20 protein-coding genes are annotated in these 18,159 nt (G+C 72.8%); 6 read left to right on the plus strand and 14 right to left on the minus strand.

Annotated features, from left to right (window positions below):
• The first annotated feature begins 205 nt into the window (after window positions 1-205).
• On the plus strand, window positions 206-874 hold the full coding sequence (locus tag AB0O29_RS07120; RefSeq protein WP_358891940.1) for a TrkA family potassium uptake protein: 669 nt from the start codon (window positions 206-208) through the stop codon (window positions 872-874).
• Window positions 871-1,533 (plus strand): TrkA family potassium uptake protein, encoded by a 663-nt coding sequence (locus tag AB0O29_RS07125; protein ID WP_079430188.1) that lies wholly within the window; start codon window positions 871-873, stop codon window positions 1,531-1,533. The genes AB0O29_RS07120 and AB0O29_RS07125 overlap by 4 nt, the downstream gene beginning before the upstream one ends.
• 58 nt (window positions 1,534-1,591) lie before the next feature.
• Here the strand turns inward: AB0O29_RS07125 and AB0O29_RS07130 are convergent, their stop codons facing one another.
• The 7 genes from AB0O29_RS07130 to AB0O29_RS07160 all read right to left on the minus strand — a co-directional run bounded on the left by AB0O29_RS07130 (window position 1,592) and on the right by AB0O29_RS07160 (window position 8,156).
• Window positions 1,592-2,305, minus strand: a complete 714-nt coding sequence (locus AB0O29_RS07130; protein WP_365147359.1) for a DUF3159 domain-containing protein — start codon at window positions 2,303-2,305, stop codon at window positions 1,592-1,594.
• 3 nt (window positions 2,306-2,308) lie between these two features.
• The gene (locus tag AB0O29_RS07135; protein WP_365147361.1) at window positions 2,309-2,728 is read right to left on the minus strand and encodes an OB-fold nucleic acid binding domain-containing protein; all 420 of its coding nucleotides are present in this window, start codon (window positions 2,726-2,728) and stop codon (window positions 2,309-2,311) included.
• Window positions 2,729-2,784: 56 nt separating this feature from the next.
• Window positions 2,785-3,471: a response regulator gene (locus tag AB0O29_RS07140; RefSeq protein WP_365147364.1), complete on the minus strand. Its 687-nt coding sequence runs from the start codon at window positions 3,469-3,471 to the stop codon at window positions 2,785-2,787.
• Entirely contained in the window at window positions 3,468-6,107 is a 2,640-nt protein-coding gene (locus AB0O29_RS07145) for a sensor histidine kinase KdpD (RefSeq protein ID WP_365147367.1), read from the minus strand. The genes AB0O29_RS07140 and AB0O29_RS07145 overlap by 4 nt, the downstream gene beginning before the upstream one ends.
• Before the next feature lie 159 nt (window positions 6,108-6,266).
• Window positions 6,267-7,034 (minus strand): DUF3710 domain-containing protein, encoded by a 768-nt coding sequence (locus AB0O29_RS07150; RefSeq protein WP_365147370.1) that lies wholly within the window; start codon window positions 7,032-7,034, stop codon window positions 6,267-6,269.
• A 1-nt stretch (window position 7,035) separates the two neighbouring features.
• On the minus strand, window positions 7,036-7,572 hold the full coding sequence (gene dut, locus AB0O29_RS07155) for a dUTP diphosphatase (RefSeq protein ID WP_365147373.1): 537 nt from the start codon (window positions 7,570-7,572) through the stop codon (window positions 7,036-7,038).
• Entirely contained in the window at window positions 7,572-8,156 is a 585-nt protein-coding gene (locus tag AB0O29_RS07160; RefSeq protein WP_365147376.1) for a PaaI family thioesterase, read from the minus strand. The genes dut and AB0O29_RS07160 overlap by 1 nt, the downstream gene beginning before the upstream one ends.
• 58 nt (window positions 8,157-8,214) lie before the next feature.
• Here AB0O29_RS07160 and AB0O29_RS07165 point away from each other — a divergent pair, with 58 nt between their 5' ends.
• Window positions 8,215-8,688, plus strand: coding sequence for a DUF3093 domain-containing protein (locus tag AB0O29_RS07165; RefSeq protein ID WP_365147379.1), 474 nt, complete (start codon window positions 8,215-8,217; stop codon window positions 8,686-8,688).
• Window positions 8,689-8,701: 13 nt separating this feature from the next.
• On the opposite strand, the gene AB0O29_RS07170 is transcribed toward AB0O29_RS07165, so the two are convergent.
• The 4 genes from AB0O29_RS07170 to AB0O29_RS07185 form a co-directional block, all read right to left on the minus strand.
• Window positions 8,702-9,640 (minus strand): hypothetical protein, encoded by a 939-nt coding sequence (locus AB0O29_RS07170; protein WP_365147382.1) that lies wholly within the window; start codon window positions 9,638-9,640, stop codon window positions 8,702-8,704.
• A 9-nt stretch (window positions 9,641-9,649) separates the two neighbouring features.
• Window positions 9,650-9,946, minus strand: coding sequence for a DUF4193 domain-containing protein (locus tag AB0O29_RS07175; protein WP_344166107.1), 297 nt, complete (start codon window positions 9,944-9,946; stop codon window positions 9,650-9,652).
• Between the two features lie 383 nt (window positions 9,947-10,329).
• Window positions 10,330-11,574: a HAMP domain-containing sensor histidine kinase gene (locus AB0O29_RS07180; RefSeq protein WP_365147385.1), complete on the minus strand. Its 1,245-nt coding sequence runs from the start codon at window positions 11,572-11,574 to the stop codon at window positions 10,330-10,332.
• A 4-nt stretch (window positions 11,575-11,578) separates the two neighbouring features.
• Window positions 11,579-12,232: a response regulator transcription factor gene (locus tag AB0O29_RS07185; RefSeq protein ID WP_365147390.1), complete on the minus strand. Its 654-nt coding sequence runs from the start codon at window positions 12,230-12,232 to the stop codon at window positions 11,579-11,581.
• Between the two features lie 284 nt (window positions 12,233-12,516).
• On the opposite strand from AB0O29_RS07185, the gene AB0O29_RS07190 reads away from it, so the two are divergent.
• Window positions 12,517-12,684: a hypothetical protein gene (locus AB0O29_RS07190; RefSeq protein WP_167747608.1), complete on the plus strand. Its 168-nt coding sequence runs from the start codon at window positions 12,517-12,519 to the stop codon at window positions 12,682-12,684.
• 150 nt (window positions 12,685-12,834) lie between these two features.
• Here AB0O29_RS07190 and AB0O29_RS07195 read toward each other — a convergent pair whose 3' ends face one another.
• Entirely contained in the window at window positions 12,835-13,635 is an 801-nt protein-coding gene (locus tag AB0O29_RS07195; RefSeq protein WP_365147415.1) for an inositol monophosphatase family protein, read from the minus strand.
• A gap of 11 nt (window positions 13,636-13,646) precedes the next feature.
• Window positions 13,647-14,813, minus strand: a complete 1,167-nt coding sequence (locus AB0O29_RS07200; protein ID WP_365147394.1) for a ferrochelatase — start codon at window positions 14,811-14,813, stop codon at window positions 13,647-13,649.
• 185 nt (window positions 14,814-14,998) lie between these two features.
• Between AB0O29_RS07200 and AB0O29_RS07205 the strand changes: the two genes are divergently transcribed.
• A complete protein-coding gene (locus tag AB0O29_RS07205) occupies window positions 14,999-16,255 on the plus strand; it encodes an MFS transporter (RefSeq protein WP_365147397.1) in 1,257 nt (418 codons plus the stop codon).
• Entirely contained in the window at window positions 16,203-17,543 is a 1,341-nt protein-coding gene (locus tag AB0O29_RS07210) for a D-arabinono-1,4-lactone oxidase (RefSeq protein WP_365147400.1), read from the plus strand. The genes AB0O29_RS07205 and AB0O29_RS07210 overlap by 53 nt, the downstream gene beginning before the upstream one ends.
• Before the next feature lie 7 nt (window positions 17,544-17,550).
• Here the strand turns inward: AB0O29_RS07210 and AB0O29_RS07215 are convergent, their stop codons facing one another.
• The gene (locus tag AB0O29_RS07215) at window positions 17,551-18,087 is read right to left on the minus strand and encodes a hypothetical protein (RefSeq protein WP_365147403.1); all 537 of its coding nucleotides are present in this window, start codon (window positions 18,085-18,087) and stop codon (window positions 17,551-17,553) included.
• Window positions 18,088-18,159 lie beyond the last annotated feature (72 nt).

Raw genomic sequence — 18,159 nt, forward strand, 5'->3', positions numbered from 1 at the left:
GGATCGTAAGCGTTCGATATAGGACTGACGAACCCCCGGTCCGTGATCCTCACCAATGCGCCGCCAATGAGGCACCGGGCGGGCCCCAAATGGTCACACCGGTGACCGCCCGTGTGTAGCTTGGGCCATGGTCTGAGACCCTGTTTAGCCAGAGCATGCAATGAGGCTGGAAACCAGCGAGCCGCTGTCAGCCGGAAGGACGGCCGTGCACATCGTCATTATGGGCTGTGGAAGAGTGGGTTCCGCTCTCGCGCAGACCTTGGAGCAGCAGGGGCATACGGTCGCCGTGGTCGACCAGGACCCCACCGCATTCCGCCGGCTCGGGGCTTCGTTCGGCGGCCGCCGCGTCACCGGGGTCGGCTTCGACCAGGACACCCTGCGCGAGGCCGGGATCGAGGAGGCCGGGGCCTTCGCCGCGGTCAGCAGTGGTGACAATTCCAACATCATCGCAGCCCGCGTGGCCCGCGAGATGTTCGGTGTCGAGAACGTCGCCGCCCGCATCTACGACCCCAAGCGCGCCGAGGTCTACCAGCGCCTGGGCATCCCCACCGTCGCGACCGTGCGGTGGACCGCCGACCAGATGCTGCGCCGGCTGCTGCCGTCGGGCGCCGAGCCCCTGTGGCGCGACCCGAGCGGCGGCGTCCAGCTCGCGGAGGTGCACACCTCCGCCGCCTGGATCGGCCACAAGGTCAGCAAGCTCCAGGAGGAGACGGGCGTGCGCGTCGCGTTCCTCACCCGCCTGGGCGAGGCCATGCTGCCGACTTCGCAGACCGTGCTCCAGGAGGGCGACCTCGTCCACGTGATGATGCGCACGGACGAGATCGACAAGGTCGAGGCGGCCTTCGCCGAGGGCCCCGAGGAGGCACACGCATGAGGGTCGCGATCGCCGGAGCCGGGGCCGTGGGCCGCTCCATCGCGGGCGAGCTGCTGGAGAACGGCCACGAGGTGCTCCTCGTGGACAAGGCGCCGACCGCCATCTCGGTGGAGCGGGTGCCGCAGGCGGAGTGGCTGCTGGCCGACGCCTGCGAGATCACCTCGCTCGACGAGGCGGCGCTCCAGCGCTGCAACGTGGTCATCGCCGCCACCGGTGACGACAAGGTGAACCTGGTCGTCTCCCTCCTCGCCAAGACCGAGTACGGGGTCCCCCGGGTCGTGGCGCGGGTGAACAACCCGAAGAACGAGTGGCTCTTCAACGAGTCCTGGGGCGTCGACGTCGCGGTGTCCACGCCGCGCCTGATGTCGGCCCTGGTCGAGGAGGCCGTCAGCGTCGGCGACCTGGTGCGCCTGCTGCGCTTCAGCCACGGCGACGCCAACCTCGTCGAGCTGACCCTGCCGGCCGACTCCTCGGTCGCGGGGACGCAGATCAGCGAGATCAACTGGCCCGAGGACACCTCGCTGGTGACGATCATCCGAGGCAACCGGGTGCTCACCCCGCACGGCGAGGAGACCCTGGAGCCGGGCGACGAGCTCCTCTTCGTGGCCGCCCAGGCCCGCGAGGAGCAGCTGGAGGACCTCCTCCAGGCCAAGCACTGAGGGAACGCGGAAGGGGCGGGGTGACCACAGTCACCCCGCCCCTTCGGCGCGTCCGGGCTCAGCCCCGCTTCTCGCGGGCGGCCTCCTCGGCCTCGTACTCGGCGATCACGTCGATCGGCGGCGGCGCCTTCGCCAGGAAGACCCAGGTGAAGTACACGGCGAGCACCATCGGCGGCAGCTTCAGCGCGATCAGCACCCAGCCCAGCTGGGTCTCGTCACCCCACCAGTAGAGCGGGAAGAGGATCGCGTACTTCGCCAGGAAGATCAGGCCCCAGGCCAGGCTGGCCTTGGTGTAGGCCTTCTTGCGCCCGGGGTTGCGGGTGCGCCAGGACAGGTTCTCCTTGAAGACCGGCCCCAGGATGACGCCCAGCAGCGGGAAGCCCACCAGCGCGGAGAGCGTGAAGGCGACGCCCAGGCCCACGCCGTAGATCATGCCGGGCAGGTAGAAGCCCTTGGCGCTGCCCGTGAACAGGGCGAAGGCCACGCCGACGCCGACGCCGAAGACCCCGCTGAAGGCGTGCTTGACGGTGTCCTTGCGGGCGAGGCGCACGATCACCAGGAGCACCGCGACCACGCCCGCCGCGATGGCGGACATCTTCACGTCCTTGTTGATCGTGTAGATCATCACGAACAGCAGGCCGGGGAGCATCGTCTCCACGGTGCCCCGGATGCCGCCGAAGGCGTCGAACAGCGCCGCCTGGGTGACCTCCCGCTGGTCCCCGGAGGGGGCGGAGGCGGACTCGGGCGGGGTCGGTCGGTCGAGTGACGTCACCGGTTAGTGCTCCTGTCCCACGGGTCGGAGTTCGTACTTCGGGTTGAAGAGGACCCGGCGCCCGTGACTCATCGCGATCCGCCCGGAGGCGATCATGCGCCGCCCGGGCTCGATTCCCACGATCGAGCGACGTCCGAGCCACACCACGTCCAGCGCGGCCGAGCCGTCGAAGAGCTCCGCCTCCAGGGCGGGCACGCCCGCGCGCGGCCGCAGGGTGACGGTACGGAGGGTGCCGGTCACCTTGACTATCTGGCGGTCGTGGCAGTCGCAGATCCGCGTGCACCCCGCGGCTTCTGCGTCCTCCTGCAGCTCCGCCGAATGCAGCTCCTCCTGGGAGGTGGACAGCCGCTCTATCATCCGGCGGAACCGGCCCGCCGGCCTGGCCGGTTTCGCGGGCTTCTCGGGACGCGGTTCAGCACTCATACAGGAAGCGTACCGGCGCCCCCGCCGGCTCTCGAAGCCCCACCGTCCCCATCCCGCTACTTCTCGAAGCGGTAGCCCATGCCCGGTTCGGTGATGAAGTGCCGCGGGTGCGAGGGGTCCGCCTCCAGCTTGCGGCGCAGCTGGGCCATGTAGACCCTCAGGTAGTTGCTCTCGGTGCCGTAGGAGGGCCCCCAGACCTCCTGGAGGAGCTGTTTCTGGCTGACCAGCTTCCCGCCGTTGCGCACGAGCACCTCCAGCAGGTGCCACTCGGTGGGGGTGAGCCGTACGTCGTGTCCCCCGCGGACCGCCTTCTTGGCCGCGAGGTCCACCGTGAACCCCTCGGTCTCGACGACCACCTCGTCCCCGCCCGCCCCGGCGGACGGCTCGGCCCGGCGGACGGCGGCGCGGAGCCGGGCCAGCAGCTCGTCCATCCCGAAGGGCTTGGTGACGTAGTCGTCGGCGCCCGCGTCGAGGGCCTCGACCTTCTCGTCGGAGCTGTGCCGGGCGGAGAGGACGAGGATCGGGACGCGGGTCCAGCCGCGCAGCCCCCTGATCACCTCGACCCCGTCCATGTCGGGCAGGCCGAGGTCGAGGACGACCACGTCGGGGTGGCGGGCGGCCGCGAGCTCCAGGGCGCCCGCCCCGTCGGCCGCGGCGTCGACCTCGTACTTGCGCGCCTTGAGGTTGATCACGAGGGCTCGGACGATCTGCGGCTCGTCGTCCACTACGAGCACCCGGGTCATTGGGGTCCTGCTTTCTGTCGGTCGGTGAGGCCGGGGCGGCCGGGAAGGTCCGGGCGGCCGGGAAGGTCGGGGAGGCCGGACGGGGCGGACAGGCCGGGGAGGCCGGACAGGTGGTCAACGCCGTCGGGGCGGTCCGGGGTTCCGGCCCGGAGGGTGAGCACCATCGTCAGCCCGCCGCCCGGGGTGTCCTCGGCGGCGAGGGTGCCGTCCATGGCCTCGGCGAAGCCGCGCGCCACCGCCAGGCCCAGGCCCACCCCGGCTCCGCGCGGGGCGTCGCCGTGCCGCTGGAACGGCGCGAAGATGCGGTCCTTGGCCTCGTCGGGCACCCCGGGGCCGCGGTCGACGACGCGGACCTCGACGCGGTCGCCGAGGGCGCTGGCCGCGACCAGCACCCGCCGGCCGCGCGGGCTGTACTTGACGGCGTTCTCCACCACGTTGGCCACCGCCCGCTCCAGCAGCCCCGGGTCCACCCGCACCATCGGCAGGGTCTCCGGCACGTCCAGCTCCACGCTGTCCTCCGGTACGCCGCCCAGCGCCATCGGGACCACCTCGTCGAGGTCGATCTCCCGGATCAGCGGGGTCACGGTGCCGGTCTGCAGCCGGGACATGTCGAGCAGGTTGCCCACCAGGTGGTCGAGCCGGTCGGCGCCGTCCTCGATGCCCTCCAGCAGCTCGGCCCGGTCCTCCTCGGACCACTCCACGTCGTCGGAGCGCAGGGAGCTGACGGAGGCCTTGATGGAGGCCAGGGGCGTGCGCAGGTCATGGCTGACGGCGGCCAGCAGGGCGGTGCGGATCCGGTTGCCCTCGGCCAGCCGGCGGGCCTCCTCGGCCTCCCCCACCAGCCGCTGGCGGTCCAGCACCACGGCGGCCTGGGCGGCGAAGGCGCCGAGCACCCGGCGGTCCTCGGCGGGCAGCACCCGCCCGGACAGGGCCAGCGCCATGTGGTCGCCGACCGGCATGTCCACATCGGCGTCCTCCGGCCGGGCCGCCGGGCCGGGGCCCACGCTGCCGGCCCGGGTCCAGGGCTCCCGCTCGTCCGCCCGCTCCAGCAGGGCCACCGACTCCATCGCGAAGGTCTCGCGCACCCGCTCCAGCAGCGCGTCCAGGGCGGTCTCGCCGCGCAGGACGCTCCCGGCCAGGGTGGACAGGATCTCGGACTCGGCCCGCAGCCGGGCGGCCTGGTGGGTGCGCCGGGCGGCCAGGTCCACCACCGAGGCCACCGAGACGGCGACCCCGAAGAAGACCGAGATGGCCATGATGTTGCGGCTGTCGGAGATGGTGAACCGGTGCAGCGGCTCGACGAAGAAGTAGTTCAGCAGCAGCGAGCCGAAGGCCGCCGAGGCGAGGGCCGGCCAGAGCCCGCCCAGCAGCGCGGCCGCCACCGTCAGCCCGAGGAACAGCAGCATGTCGTTGGCGAGGCCGGGGTCCGTGCTGATGTGGGTCAGCAGCAGGCACAGCAGCACCGGGAAGACCACGCCGACCAGCCAGCCCGCGACGATCCGGGGCCGTCCGAGCCGGGCGGCGGAGCGGGCCACGGGCAGCCCGCGCCCCTTGGCCGCCTCCTCGTGGGTGACGATGTGCACGTCGAGGTCGGGGCCCGAGTCGCGGGCCACGGTGGCGCCCACGCCCGGGCCCAGGACGTACTGCCAGGTCCTGCGGCGGCTGGAGCCCAGGACGATCTGGGTGGCGTTGACCCCGCGGGCGAAGGCGAGGAGGGCTTCGGGGACGTTGTCGCCGATCACATGGTGAAACGTTCCGCCCAGGTCCTCGACCAGGGTCCGCTGGACCGCGAGCTCCTTCGGGGAGGCCGAGGTCAGCCCGTCGCTGCGGGCGATGTAGACGGCCAGGATCTCGCTGCCGGAGCCCTTGGCGGCCATCCGGGAGGCCCGGCGGATCAGCGTGCGCCCCTCGGGTCCGCCGGTGAGGCCGACGACGATGCGCTCGCGGGCCTGCCAGGTGGAGCGGATGCCGTGCTCGCCGCGGTAGCGCTGGAGGTACTCGTCGGCCCGGTCGGCCGTCCACAGCAGCGCCAGCTCGCGCAGGGCGGTGAGGTTGCCGGGGCGGAAGTAGTTGGACAGGGCCGCGTCGACCTTGTCGGGCTGGTAGACGTTGCCGTGGGCCATCCGCCGGCGCAGGGCCTGCGGGTCCATGTCGACCAGCTCGATCTGGTCGGCCCGGCGGACCACCTCGTCCGGGACGGTCTCGCGCTGGCGCACCCCGGTGATCGTCTCGACCACGTCCCCGAGGGACTCCAGGTGCTGGATGTTGACGGTGGTGATCACGTCGATGCCGGCGCGCAGGAGTTCCTCGACGTCCTGCCAGCGCTTGGCGTTGCGCGAGCCCGGCACGTTGGTGTGGGCGAGCTCGTCGACGAGGGCCACGGCCGGGCGGCGCGCGAGGAGCGCGTCCACGTCCATCTCGGTGAAGGCCGCGCCCCGGTGGACCAGCTCGCGCCGGGGGACCTGTTCGAGGCCGTGCAGCATGACCTCGGTGCGCGGGCGCCCGTGGTGCTCGACGAAGCCGACGGCGCAGTCGCCGCCCCGCTCCACCCGCCGGTGGCCCTCGGAGAGCATGGCGTACGTCTTGCCCACACCGGGTGCCGCGCCCAGATAGATCCTCAGCCTGCCGCGTCCCATGCGCTCATTCTCGGGGACGTTCCCGCTGTTCACGCACCGATCGGCGGCCGGGCGGAGATCCCTGACGGATCCCTGACGCCCGGCGGGTACGACGGCGGGCCGTATCCCCGGAGGGGTACGGCCCGCGGTCGGGAACGGGTGTGGCCGGGGTCCGCCGGTTCAGCGGATCTCGGTGATCATCGGGCCCTGCTCCAGCTGGCCCATGCCGCCGGAGAAGCGGGAGCTCTCCTGGTCCTCGGCCGTCTGCACGCCGTCCGGCACCATCTGGGCGTCGTTCGGCAGCTTCAGGACGATGGGGTCGCGCGGGGCCATCGGGCCCTCGCCGCGCACGACGACGGTGTCCCGGAAGATCTGCTCCAGCACGCCGGCCGACTCGGGGCGCACCGCGCCCTGGCCGGAGATGACGCCGCGCAGGAACCAGCGCGGGCCGTCGACGCCGACGAAGCGGACCAGCTGGGCCCCGGTCTGGCCGTCGGGCAGCGGTACGGGGACCTGCGCGCGCAGCTCCCAGCCCAGCGGGCCGTCGACCTCGTCGATCAGGCCGCCCTGCTGGGTGATGCCCGAGGCGATCTCGTCGCGGACCTCGCCCCAGATGCCCTCCTTCTTGGGGGCGGCGAAGGCCTGGAGCTGGACGGCGCTGTCCCGCAGGACGACGGTGGCGGCGACGATCGCGTCCCCGGCCACCTCGACGCGCAGTTCCATGCCCTCGACACCGGGGACGAGGATGCCGCCCAGGTCGACCCGGCCGTCGGCGGGGTTGCCGGGCACCTCGGAGACGTCCCAGGGGCCGTCGGGCCGCGGGGCCGGCGGCAGGTTCAGCCTGCGGGGCTGCCCGGCTTCGGCCGCCTCGTCGGCGCGCACGCCGTCGACCTGCTCGGCCGCGCCGCCGTCATCGGCGGAGTCGTTCTTCTTGCGACGTCCGAACACGTCACTGTCCTTCCCGGTCGGTTACGACCGAAGCGTAGCCATTCCCACCCTGCTGACCAGCGCCGGATCCGGCCACGGCCGCATGACCGCCGGTGGAGCCGAACCCCCCGTCGGCCCGGGCCGAGCCGGGAAGTTCCGCCACCTCGTGGAAGCGCACCTTCTCGACCCGCTGGACAACCAGCTGGGCAATGCGGTCGAAGCGCTCGAACCGGACGCTCTCGCGCGGGTCGAGATTGACCACGATCACCTTGATCTCCCCACGGTACCCGGCATCCACCGTCCCCGGGGCATTCACGAGCGCGAGCCCGCAGCGGGCGGCCAGCCCCGAACGGGGGTGCACGAAGGCGGCGTACCCGTCGGGCAGGGCGATCGAGACGCCGGTGGGCAGCACGGCCCGCTCGCCCGGCTCCAGCTCGGCGGCCACGGTGGTCACCAGGTCGCAGCCGGCGTCGCCGGGGTGGCCGTAGGCCGGGATCGGCACCTCGGGGTCGACGCGGCGGATCAGCACGTCTACGGGGGCGTGGTTGTTCTGGGACATCAGGGGTTCACCTCGAAGGCGCGCGAGCGCCTGACCTGGTCCGGGTCGGCCATCGCCGCCCGGATCTCCTCGGGCCGACCGTTGTCGATGAAGTGGTCGACCTTCACCTCGATGAAGAGCGCGTCGGCGCGGACGGCGACGGGGCCGTCCGGGCCGCCTATCCGGCCCACGGCCGTGGAGTAGATCTTCCGGCCGGAGACGGCCGTGACCTCGGCCTCCAGGTGCAGCACGGTGCCCACCGGGACGGGCCGCACGAAGTCGGTCTCCAGCCGGCCGGTCACCGCGATGACGCGCAGCAGCCAGTTCAGGGAGCCCAGCGTCTCGTCGAGCGCGGTGGCCAGGACCCCGCCGTGGGCGAGGCCGGGCGCGCCCTGGTGGGCGGGCCGGACGGTGAACTCGGCGGTGACGCGCACGCCCTCGCCCGCGCGGGCCTCCAGGTGGAGGCCGTGGGGCTGGCCCCCGCCGCACCCGAAACAGTGTTCGTAGTGCGCGCCGAGGAGCTCTCCGGGTGCCGGGGCGTCGGGATGCCGGACCGGAGCCACGGCATCGGCCGGGGGCGTCAACGCTGTGTTTCGTCCACTCACAGCCGCAGACCTTACCCGCGCGGCTACCCGCCGGTCGCCTCGTGGGAGGCTTGGGGGCATGCAGCCCTCCCCCGCGCACCACGAAGAACGCCTGTCCGCCCCCCGCTCCTGGTGGGGCATCGCCGCGCTGACCGGGGTGGCCGGCGCGCTCATCACGCTCCCGCTGGGCACCCTGCCGCTGCTGGCCGGGTTCGTCGGCGGCGGGGCGCTGGCGGGGATGCTGGTGAGCTCGATCGGCTCCGCGCGCGTACGCGTGGTGAACGGGGTGCTGGCGGCGGGCGAGTCCCGGATCCCGGTGTCGGCCCTGGGCGAGCCCGAGGTGCTGGAGGGCGAGGAGGCCCGGGCCTGGCGCACGTACAAGGCCGACATGCGGGCCTTCATGCTGATGCGCAGCTACATCACGACGGCGGTCCGGATCGAGGTCACCGACCCGGCGGACCCGACCCCGTACGTGTACGTCTCCACGCGCGAGCCGCAGGCCCTGGCGGCGGCGGTCCGGGCGGCGCAGGAGGCCTCCGCCCGGCAGGGCTGAGCGCCGGGGGCGGTCAGCGGCCGAAGCCGTCCGCGTCCGGGGGTTCCAGTGCGGCCGGGGCGGCCCCGGGAAGGGCCTGGACGGGGCGCTGCGGGGACCCGGCGGCTGGGAGGGCCGCCCAGGGCACGGCCCGGCGGCGCAGGTCCGCACGGACCTTCTCGCCGAGTTTCCTGGTGTCCCGGCGGTTCATGACCGCACCGACGGCGGCGCCCACCATGAACGGCATCAGGTTCGGCAGGTTGCGGAACATCCGCTTCATGATCTGCTGGCGCAGTTCGCGCTTCATCTGGCCGCCGAGCGCCGCGTTGAGCGTGGTCGGCTTGGTCAGGTCGATCCCGCGCTCCTCGGTCCATGCCGTGAGGTAGGCGAGGCTGCGGTCCTTCAGGTTGCCGGGCGGCCGCTGTCCGTAGACCTCGTGCAGTTCGGCGATGAGCTTCAGCTCGATGGCGGCGACGCCGGTGATCTCGGCGGCCAGCTCCGCCGGCATGGCGGGCGGGACCGGCATCATGGCGGCCGCGCCGACGCCCGCGCCCACGGTCGAGGTGGCGTTCGCGGCGCCGGCGATCAGCTTGTCGGCCAGCTGGTCCGGGCCGAGGCCGGGGAACTGCGCGCGCAGTGCCGCGAGGTCCCGGACCGGAACGCGCGGGGCGTTCTCGATGATGAGGTCGGTGATGTACAGGGCGGCGTTTCTCGCGCTTTCGCCGCCCTTGCGCACACCGTTCTTGACGGCTTGCATCCGACGCGTCCCGGGCCTGCCCGGGGACTCCTCGTCCGCCACTGTGGCCGACGGCACCGCCGCGGCGGTGTCGGACGGCACGACAGTCGTCCCGGCGGCCGGGTCGCCGACGGCCCCGGGGCCCGTTTCCGGGCCCGTGGCTTCCGCCCGCGCTCCTGCCTCCGGTTCGCCGTTCTTCCGAAAGCGGAGCTTCCGGAACGGCGTCGAGCCGGTCACGGCCGAGACCTAGTCGCAGTCACGGCAGATGGGCTGGCCGTCCTTCTCGCGCGCCAGCTGGCTGCGGTGGTGCACCAGGAAGCAGCTCATGCAGGTGAACTCGTCGGCCTGCTTGGGCAGCACCCGTACGGCCAGTTCCTCGTTGGAGAGGTCCGCACCGGGCAGGTCCAGCGTCTCGGCGCCGTCGAAGTCCTCGATGTCTACGTTCGAGGACGACTTCTCGCTCCGTCGAGCCTTGAGCTCTTCGATGCTGTCGTTGTCGACGTCATCGTCGGTCTTGCGTGGGGTGTCGTAGTCCGTTGCCATTTTTTCGCTCTCCCCCTCTGGGATTTAGCGGTGTCTCAGCGCACGTAACGCGCGAGAGGCCGGACTTGTGCCCGACCTGAGGCGGAGATTTTGCCTCACATCAAGGTCTGTTACTCAATCGACACCCAGCCCCACGCCCACAGGGGCCTGCGGCTGGGATGACGACCGGGACCGTACACGGTCCGGGGGCCGTCTTGCACGAACGCCACCCCGTGTATTTCCCGCCATTCGAGGGGCCGGAAACCCGGACTTCCCGGGCTTTCCGGCCTTCTCGGGGTCACGGAATGCGCATGCGCGGACACTCGGCACTGTGATCGATCACACAGTCGAACGCCTCCGCTCCACCGGGTCATTCCGCCGACAGCGAACAGCCCGGGGGCGGATCAAAGGGGCAACGTGACACGCATCACCAGGCCGCCGCCCTCGCGCGGGGTCGCCAGGATGCGGCCGCCGTGTGCGCGCGCCACGGAGCGCGCGATGGACAGGCCGAGGCCCACACCCTTGTCGCTGCCCGTTCGCTCCGTACGCAGCCGTCTGAAGGGCTCGAAGAGGTTGTCCACCTCGTACGCGGGAACCACGGGGCCCGTGTTCGACACGAGCAGCACCGCCTGGCCGTGCTGGATCTCGGTCGTGACCTCCACCCAGCCGCCCTCCGGCACGTTGTACCGGACGGCGTTCTGCACCAGGTTGAGGGCGATCCGCTCCAGCAGCACGCCGTTGCCCTGGACCACGGCCAGCGCCCGCTCGCCGCGGATCTCCACGCCCTTGGCCAGTGCCTCCCCGCGCGCCTGGTCGATGGCGCGCGAGGCGACCTCCGCCAGGTCCACGGGTTTGCGCTCCACGATCTGGTTCTCGCTGCGGGCCAGCAGCAGCAGGCCCTCGACCAGCTGCTCGCTGCGCTCGTTGGTGGCCAGCAGCGTCTTGCCCAGCTGCTGGAGCTCCACCGGCGCACCGGGGTCGGAGAGGTGGACCTCCAGCAGCGTCCGGTTGATGGCCAGCGGGGTTCTCAGCTCGTGTGAGGCGTTGGCCACGAACCGCTGCTGCGCCGTGAAGGCCCGCTCCAGGCGGTCGAGCATCTCGTCGAAGGTGTCGGCGAGCTCCTTCAGCTCGTCGTCCGGGCCGTCCAGCTCGATGCGCCGGGTCAGGTCGGAGCCGACCACCCGGCGGGCGGTACGGGTGATCTTGCCCAGCGGCGAGAGCACCCGGCCGGCCATCGCGTAGCCGAAGGCGAAGGCGATCACGCTGAGGCCCATGAGGGCCATCAGCGAGCGGCTGAGCAGGTCGTCCAGCGCGTGCTTGCGCTGGTCGAGGATGCACTGCCCGATCGCCGCGTTGAACTGCTCGATCGACTGGTCGATGCCCACACCGGGACAGGTGCTGCTGGAGACCTCGACCTTCTGGCCGCCCACGATCTTGAACGGGAGCGCGTTGCCCTCCCGCAGGGCCTGGGCGGCCAGCAGGTAGATGATCGACAGCAGCAGGATCCCGGCGATCAGGAACATGCCGCCGTAGAGCAGCGTGAGCCGTATCCGGATGGTCGGCCGCAGCCAAGGGAAAGGACCCTCGGGCTGGCCGGGGTCCCAGGTCGGTTTCGGTGGCGCCGGTGGTGGCGAGGGAGTCGCTGCCATCGGGTCAGATCCGGTAGCCGGAGCCGGGCACGGTCACGATGACGGGCGGCTCGCCCAGCTTGCGGCGCAGGGTCATGACCGTCACGCGGACCACGTTGGTGAACGGGTCGGTGTTCTCGTCCCAGGCCTTCTCCAGCAGCTGCTCGGCGGAGACCACGGTCCCCTCGCTGCGCATGAGCACCTCCAGCACCGCGAACTCCTTGGGCGCCAGCTGGACCTCCCGGCCGTCGCGGAAGACCTCGCGCCGGTTGGGGTCGAGCTTGATCCCGGCCCGCTCCAGCACCGGGGGCAGCGCCACGGTCGTCCGCCGCCCCAGGGCGCGGACGCGGGCGGTCAGCTCGCTGAAGGCGAACGGCTTGGGCAGGTAGTCGTCGGCCCCCAGCTCCAGGCCCTCCACGCGGTCGCTGACGTCACCGGAGGCGGTGAGCATGAGGACGCGGGTGGCCATGCCGAGTTCGATGATCTTCCGGCAGACGTCGTCGCCGTGCACCAGCGGAAGGTCCCGGTCGAGCACCACCACGTCGTAGTCGTTCACCCCGACGCGCTCCAGGGCCGCGGCGCCGTCGTACACGACGTCCACGGCCATGGCCTCCCGGCGCAGGCCGGTGGCCACCGCATCGGCGAGCAGCTGCTCGTCCTCGACGACGAGTACGCGCACGTCGTTTCCTTCCTTCGAGCCCTGAGGGCACTTCCTGAGGGCACACCCTGAGGGCACACCTGTATTGCGCCTCCATCCTGCCGGTTTCGGCCGTAAACCGGCTGTAAGGCGCCCCTGAACCCCGTTCCGGGGCCCCTGGGACGATGGAAGTGAGGATTCCCTCGCCTTACGAGGTTTCTGGGCCCAGGGTGCCGGGGAGGACGTCTGCACACCCCATCCACTCCCTGACGGCGGACTGCCCCGCGCAGGCACGCCGCGACCCACGAAGAGGGGGCGCACCCACCATGGACGCATTCACCGCGGGTCTCCTGCAGCGCATCAGCGCCACGCAGTCGGACCTCAGCAAGGCCCGTGAGACGGGCGACGACTACCTCGCGGATGTGGAACAGGCCGCGCTGGAGGACCTCCAGCGGCTCGCCGCGGAGCACGGAGTGGCGGTCAAGGCGGCCTGACCGGGGCACCCGCCCCGGTCTGCCACCGGCCGCCTCGGCCCGAGCGACGGCGTCCGTGCCGGAGCCCCCGCTCCGGTACGGCGCCCCGAACGGCGACGGACCCCCTGCCGCACCCGCGGCGGGGGGTCCGTTCGCGTCCGGGCCCGGTACTCAGTCGTGCCAGGCCCCGGCTTCGTCCAGGAGCGGCTGGAGGGAGGCGAACACCGCCGGGGTGGCCGCGACCGTCAGCTCGCCCGAGGCCGGCTCGGAGGGCCGGCCGCCGGTCAGCGCGCCCGCCTCACGGGCGATCAGCTCGCCCGCCGCGTAGTCCCAGGGGTTCAGCCCGCGCTCGTAGTACCCGTCGAGCCGGCCCGCCGCGACGTCGCACAGGTCGAGCGCCGCCGAGCCGCCGCGCCGGATGTCCCGGACCCGGGGGATGATCCGCCGGGCCACCTCGGCCTGGTGCTCGCGCCGCGCCTGGAGGTACCCGAACCCGGTGGCGACCAGCGCCTGGTCCAGCGGGGCGGCCGCCCGGCAGGCCAGCCGGGACCCGCCCGACCAGGCCCCGCCGCCGAGCACGGCGTGGTACGTCTCCCCGCGCAGCGGCGCCGCCACCACGCCCACCACGGTCTCGCCCCGGTACTCGGCGGCGACGGACACACCCCAGCCGGGGAGCCCGTAGAGGTAGTTCACGGTGCCGTCCAGCGGGTCGACGACCCAGCGGATCCCGCTGCTGCCGGGGACGTCCGCGCCCTCCTCGCCGAGCAGCCCGTCCTCGGGCCGGCGCTCGGCGAGGATGCCGGTGATCAGCTTCTCCGCCGCGAGGTCCATCTCGGTCACGACGTCGATCGGGCTGGTCTTGGTCGCGGCCACCGCCAGGTCGGCCGGACGGCCGTCGCGCAGCAGCCCACCGGCCCGGCCGGCCGCCTCCAGGCCCACGGCCAGCAGTTCGGCCTTCAGCTCTTCGGAGATCACGTTTCCCCCTACGCGTACGGGCTGTCGGCGCCGGCGGCCGCCGGCCGGGGCGCGCGCGACGGGCAGCAGCCCACCGCGCACAGGTCGTGGCTCTGGCCCAGCGTGCCCACCCAGCACTCGGCGGGCCGCTCGCCGCGCTCGCGGGCGGCGCGCTCCAGCACCAGCTCGCGTACGGCGGCGGCGAAGCGCGGGTCGGCGCCGACGGTCGCGGAGCGCGCGGCGGGCAGGCCCAGTTCGGCGGCCTTGGCCGTGGCCTCGGTGTCGAGGTCGTAGAGGACCTCCATGTGGTCGGAGACGAAGCCGATGGGGACCATGACCACGGCCGGCGCGCCCTCCTCGTGCAGGGCCTCCAGGTGGTCGCAGATGTCCGGCTCCAGCCACGGCACGTGCGGGGCGCCGCTGCGGGACTGGTAGACGAGCTTCCACGGGCGGTCGGTGCCGGTCTCGGCGGCGACGGCGTCGGCGATGACCCGGGCCACGTCGAGGTGCTGGCGGACGTAGGCGCCGCCCTCGCCGCCCGCGGTGTGGTCCTCGGCAGGGCCGGAGGCGTCGGCGGCGGCGGTCGGGATGGAGTGCGTGGTGAAGGCCAGGTGGGCTCCGTCGCGCACGTCCTCGGGGAGGGCGGCGAGCGAGGCCAGCACCCCGTCGGTCATGGGCCGCACGAAGCCGGGGTGGTTGAAGTAGTGCCGCAGCTTGTCCACCCGGGGGAGCTCCAGGCCCTCCTCGGCCAGGGCGGCCAGCGCGTCGGCGAGGTTCTCGCGGTACTGGCGGCAGCCGGAGTACGAGGCGTACGCGCTGGTGGCGAGGACGGCGATGCGGCGGCGCCCGTCGCGGACCATCTCGCGCATCACGTCGGTCAGGTAGGGGGCCCAGTTCCGGTTGCCCCAGTAGACGGGCAGGTCCAGCCCGGCGTCCGCGAGGTCCTTGCGCAGCGCGGCCAGCAGCTCCCGGTTCTGCCCGTTGATCGGGCTGACCCCGCCGAAGCCGAAGTAGTGCTGCCCGACCTCCTTGAGGCGCTCGCGCGGGATGCCCCGGCCGCGGGTGACGTTCTCCAGGAACGGCACGACGTCGTCGGGTCCCTCGGGGCCGCCGAAGGACAGCAGCAGGAGGGCGTCGTAGGGGGCCGCGGGGCCTTCGGCCGCGGGCGCGTCGGGGTCACGGAGCTGGTCTGACATGCCTCGAATCCTGCCACCCGGGGTGCGCGCGGGAGAACCGGCCGGTCCGCATGGCGGGACGGTTCACAGGTAAGGTGACCCTAAGTGCCACCGCCTGAAATGTCGGTGTCGCCATATTCCCCGTGCGGGTGCCTCGTCGGCGGTCGTAACCTGTATGGGCCGAAGACGTCCCTTACGGAGAGACCTTGCCCAGTCCCTACCGCGCCATATTCGCGGCCCCCGGCACCAAGGCCTTCAGCGCCGCCGGCCTCATAGGCCGGCTGCCGATCTCGATGGTCGGCGTCGGCATCCTGACGATGATCTCGGAGATCACCGGCCGCTACGCGATGGCGAGCGCCCTGACCGGCACCCTGGCCCTGGCGGCCGCGTTCGTGGGCCCCCAGGTCTCCCGGCTGGTGGACCAGTACGGGCAGCGCCGGGTGCTGCGGCCGGCGACCCTGATCTCCGTCGCCGCGGTCACCGCCCTGGTCCTGGCCGCCGCCAACGGGCTGCCCGACTGGACCCTGTTCGTCTTCGCGGCCGTCGCGGGCTGCGTGCCCAGCGTCGGCTCGATGGTCCGCGCCCGCTGGACCGAGCTCTACCGGGACGCGCCCCGCGATCTGCACACCGCGTACTCCTTCGAGTCGGTGATCGACGAGGTCTGCTTCATCTTCGGCCCGATCCTGGCCATCGGGCTGTCCACCACCTGGTTCCCGGAGGCCGGTCCGGTGATCGCCGCCGGCTGCCTGCTCGTCGGCGTCTGGCTGCTCACCGCGCAGCGGGCCACCGAGCCGCCGCCCCATCCGCGCAGCCTGGACGGCGACCGCTCCTCCGCCCTGCGCTCCCCCGGACTCCAGGTGCTGACGGCCACCTTCGTGGCGACCGGCGCGATCTTCGGTTCCATCGACGTGTCCACGCTCGCCTTCGCCGAGGAGCAGGGACACAAGTCCGCCGCCAGCTTCATCCTGGCCATCTGGGCGGCCGGATCCTGCCTGGCGGGCATCGTCTTCGGCCTGCTCCATCTCAAGGGGCGGATGGAACGCCGTTGGGTACTGGGCATATGTGCGATGGCCGTGAGTATGATCCCCCTCCTACTGGCCGGGAACCTTCCGTTTCTGGCCGTGGCGCTCTTCGTCTCGGGCCTCGCCATCGCTCCCACGATGATCACCACGATGGCCCTGATCGAAGCGCACGTACCACGCGCGAAGCTCACCGAGGGCATGACGTGGATCAGCACCGGCCTGGCGGTCGGTGTCGCGGTCGGCTCCTCCGTGACCGGTCTGGTCATCGACGCGGCCGGGGCCCAGCGCGGGTACGTCGTCTCGATCTCGGCGGGGGCCGCCGCGGCGGCGGTGGCGTTCGCGGGTTACCGCCGGCTGACGAGGCCGGCGCAAGGGGAGGAGCCCTCGCGTGACGGCGACATCGGGGACAGCAGCGGAGAGCGGGCGGACCGCGTGGCGTAACTGGGCGGGCAACGTCCGCGCCACGCCCGCGCGGGTGGTGACCCCCGCCTCGGTCGGGGAGCTCCAGGAGGCGGTCCGCCGGGCCGCCTCGGACGGCCTGCGGGTGAAGGCGGTCGGCACCGGCCACTCCTTCACCGCGGCCGCCGCCACCGACGGCGTGCTCATACGGCCGCAGGCGCTCAGCGGGATCCTGTCCGTCGACCGGGCCGCGGGCACCGTCACCGTGGCGGCCGGCACGTCCCTGAAGGACCTCAACCGCGCCCTGGCCGCCCAGGGGCTGTCGCTCACCAACATGGGCGACATCATGGAGCAGACGGTCTCCGGCGCCACCAGCACCGGCACGCACGGCACCGGCCGCGACTCGGCCTCCATCGCCGCGCAGATCCGCGCACTGGAGTTGGTCACCGCCGAGGGACGGCTGATGGTGTGCTCCGAGAAGGGAGACGCCGAGGAGCGCGCGGTGTTCGCGGCCGCCCGGCTCGGGATCGGGGCGCTGGGCATCGTCACCTCGATCACCTTCGCGGTGGAGCCGCTGTTCCTCCTGACCGCCCGTGAGGAGCCGATGGGCTTCGACCGGGTGACCGCCGAGTTCGACCGGCACGTCGCGGAGAACGAGCACTTCGAGTTCTACTGGTTCCCGCACACCGGCAACTGCAACACCAAGCGCAACAACCGCAGCCAGGGTCCCGCCGCCCCGCCCGGCACGGTCAGCGGGTGGATCGAGGACGAGCTGCTGTCCAACGGCCTCTTCCAGGCCGTCAACTCCCTGGGCCGCGCGGTCCCGGCGGCCATCCCCTCCATCGCCCGGATCGCCAGCCGCGCCCTGTCTGCGCGCACCTACACCGACATCCCGTACAAGGTGTTCACCAGCCCGCGCCGGGTGCGGTTCGTGGAGATGGAGTACGCCCTCCCGCGCGAGCGGGCGGTCGCGGCGCTGCGGGAGCTGAAGGCCATGGTCGACCGCTCCGACCTGCGGATCAGCTTCCCGGTGGAGGTGCGGACGGCCCCGGCCGACGACATCCCGCTGTCAACGGCCTCGGGGCGGGACACGGCGTACATCGCGGTGCACATGTACCGGGGCACCCCGTACCAGGCCTACTTCACGGCGGCCGAGCGCATCTTCACCGCCCACGGCGGGCGCCCGCACTGGGGCAAGGTGCACACCCGGGACGCGGAGTACCTGGCCGGGGCCTACCCGCGCTTCGGGGAGTTCACGGCGCTGCGCGACCGGCTGGACCCGGACCGGCTGTTCGGCAACGACTACCTGCGGCGGGTCCTCGGGGACTGACGCCCGCTCACCCCCGGCCGGAGGCGCCGCTCCCGCCCGGGGCTCCGCCGCCGGTGCTCGGGGTGGGGTCCGGGCCGGGGGTCTGCCGGGAGGGCGTCGGGGACGGGTCCGGGCGGGCCGAGCCGGAGGGGGTGGGCGTGGGCTCCGGGTCCGGGCCGCGCCCGCCGTGCGAGGCGGAGGGGCTCGGGGAGCTCCCGGCTCCGGGACTCCGCCCGTCCGTCCCGTCCGTCCCGTCCTTGCCGTCCTCGCCCCGCTTCCCGCCCTGTTCACCGCTCCGGCTCCGGTCCGCGGGGTCCGCGCCCTTCTGCGGCGCGGAGGGGCGGTGGTCGGGGGCCGTGCGGAAGCCGCCCGACAGGAGGGTGCCGCCGCCGCTGCTGACGGAGGTGCCCGCGAAGGCCTCGTACGTCCCGAGGCCGCCGATGGCGAGGGCGAAGGCCGCCCCGGATGCCACCGCCGTGCGCTTCCAGCCCCGTACCCGGGTGCCGTGCACGGTGGCCTCGCCGAACTCCCCCCGCGGCGGGGGCGCCGGCGCCTCCCCGGTCACAGGGCGGCCTCGCACAGCAGCGCGTGCGCCTCGCCGCTGTGGCCCCGGGCCCGCAGGGTGAGCAGCTCGGCG

It is taken from the genome of Streptomyces sp. NPDC089915 (genome assembly GCF_040684675.1).
Taxonomy (GTDB): domain Bacteria; phylum Actinomycetota; class Actinomycetes; order Streptomycetales; family Streptomycetaceae; genus Streptomyces.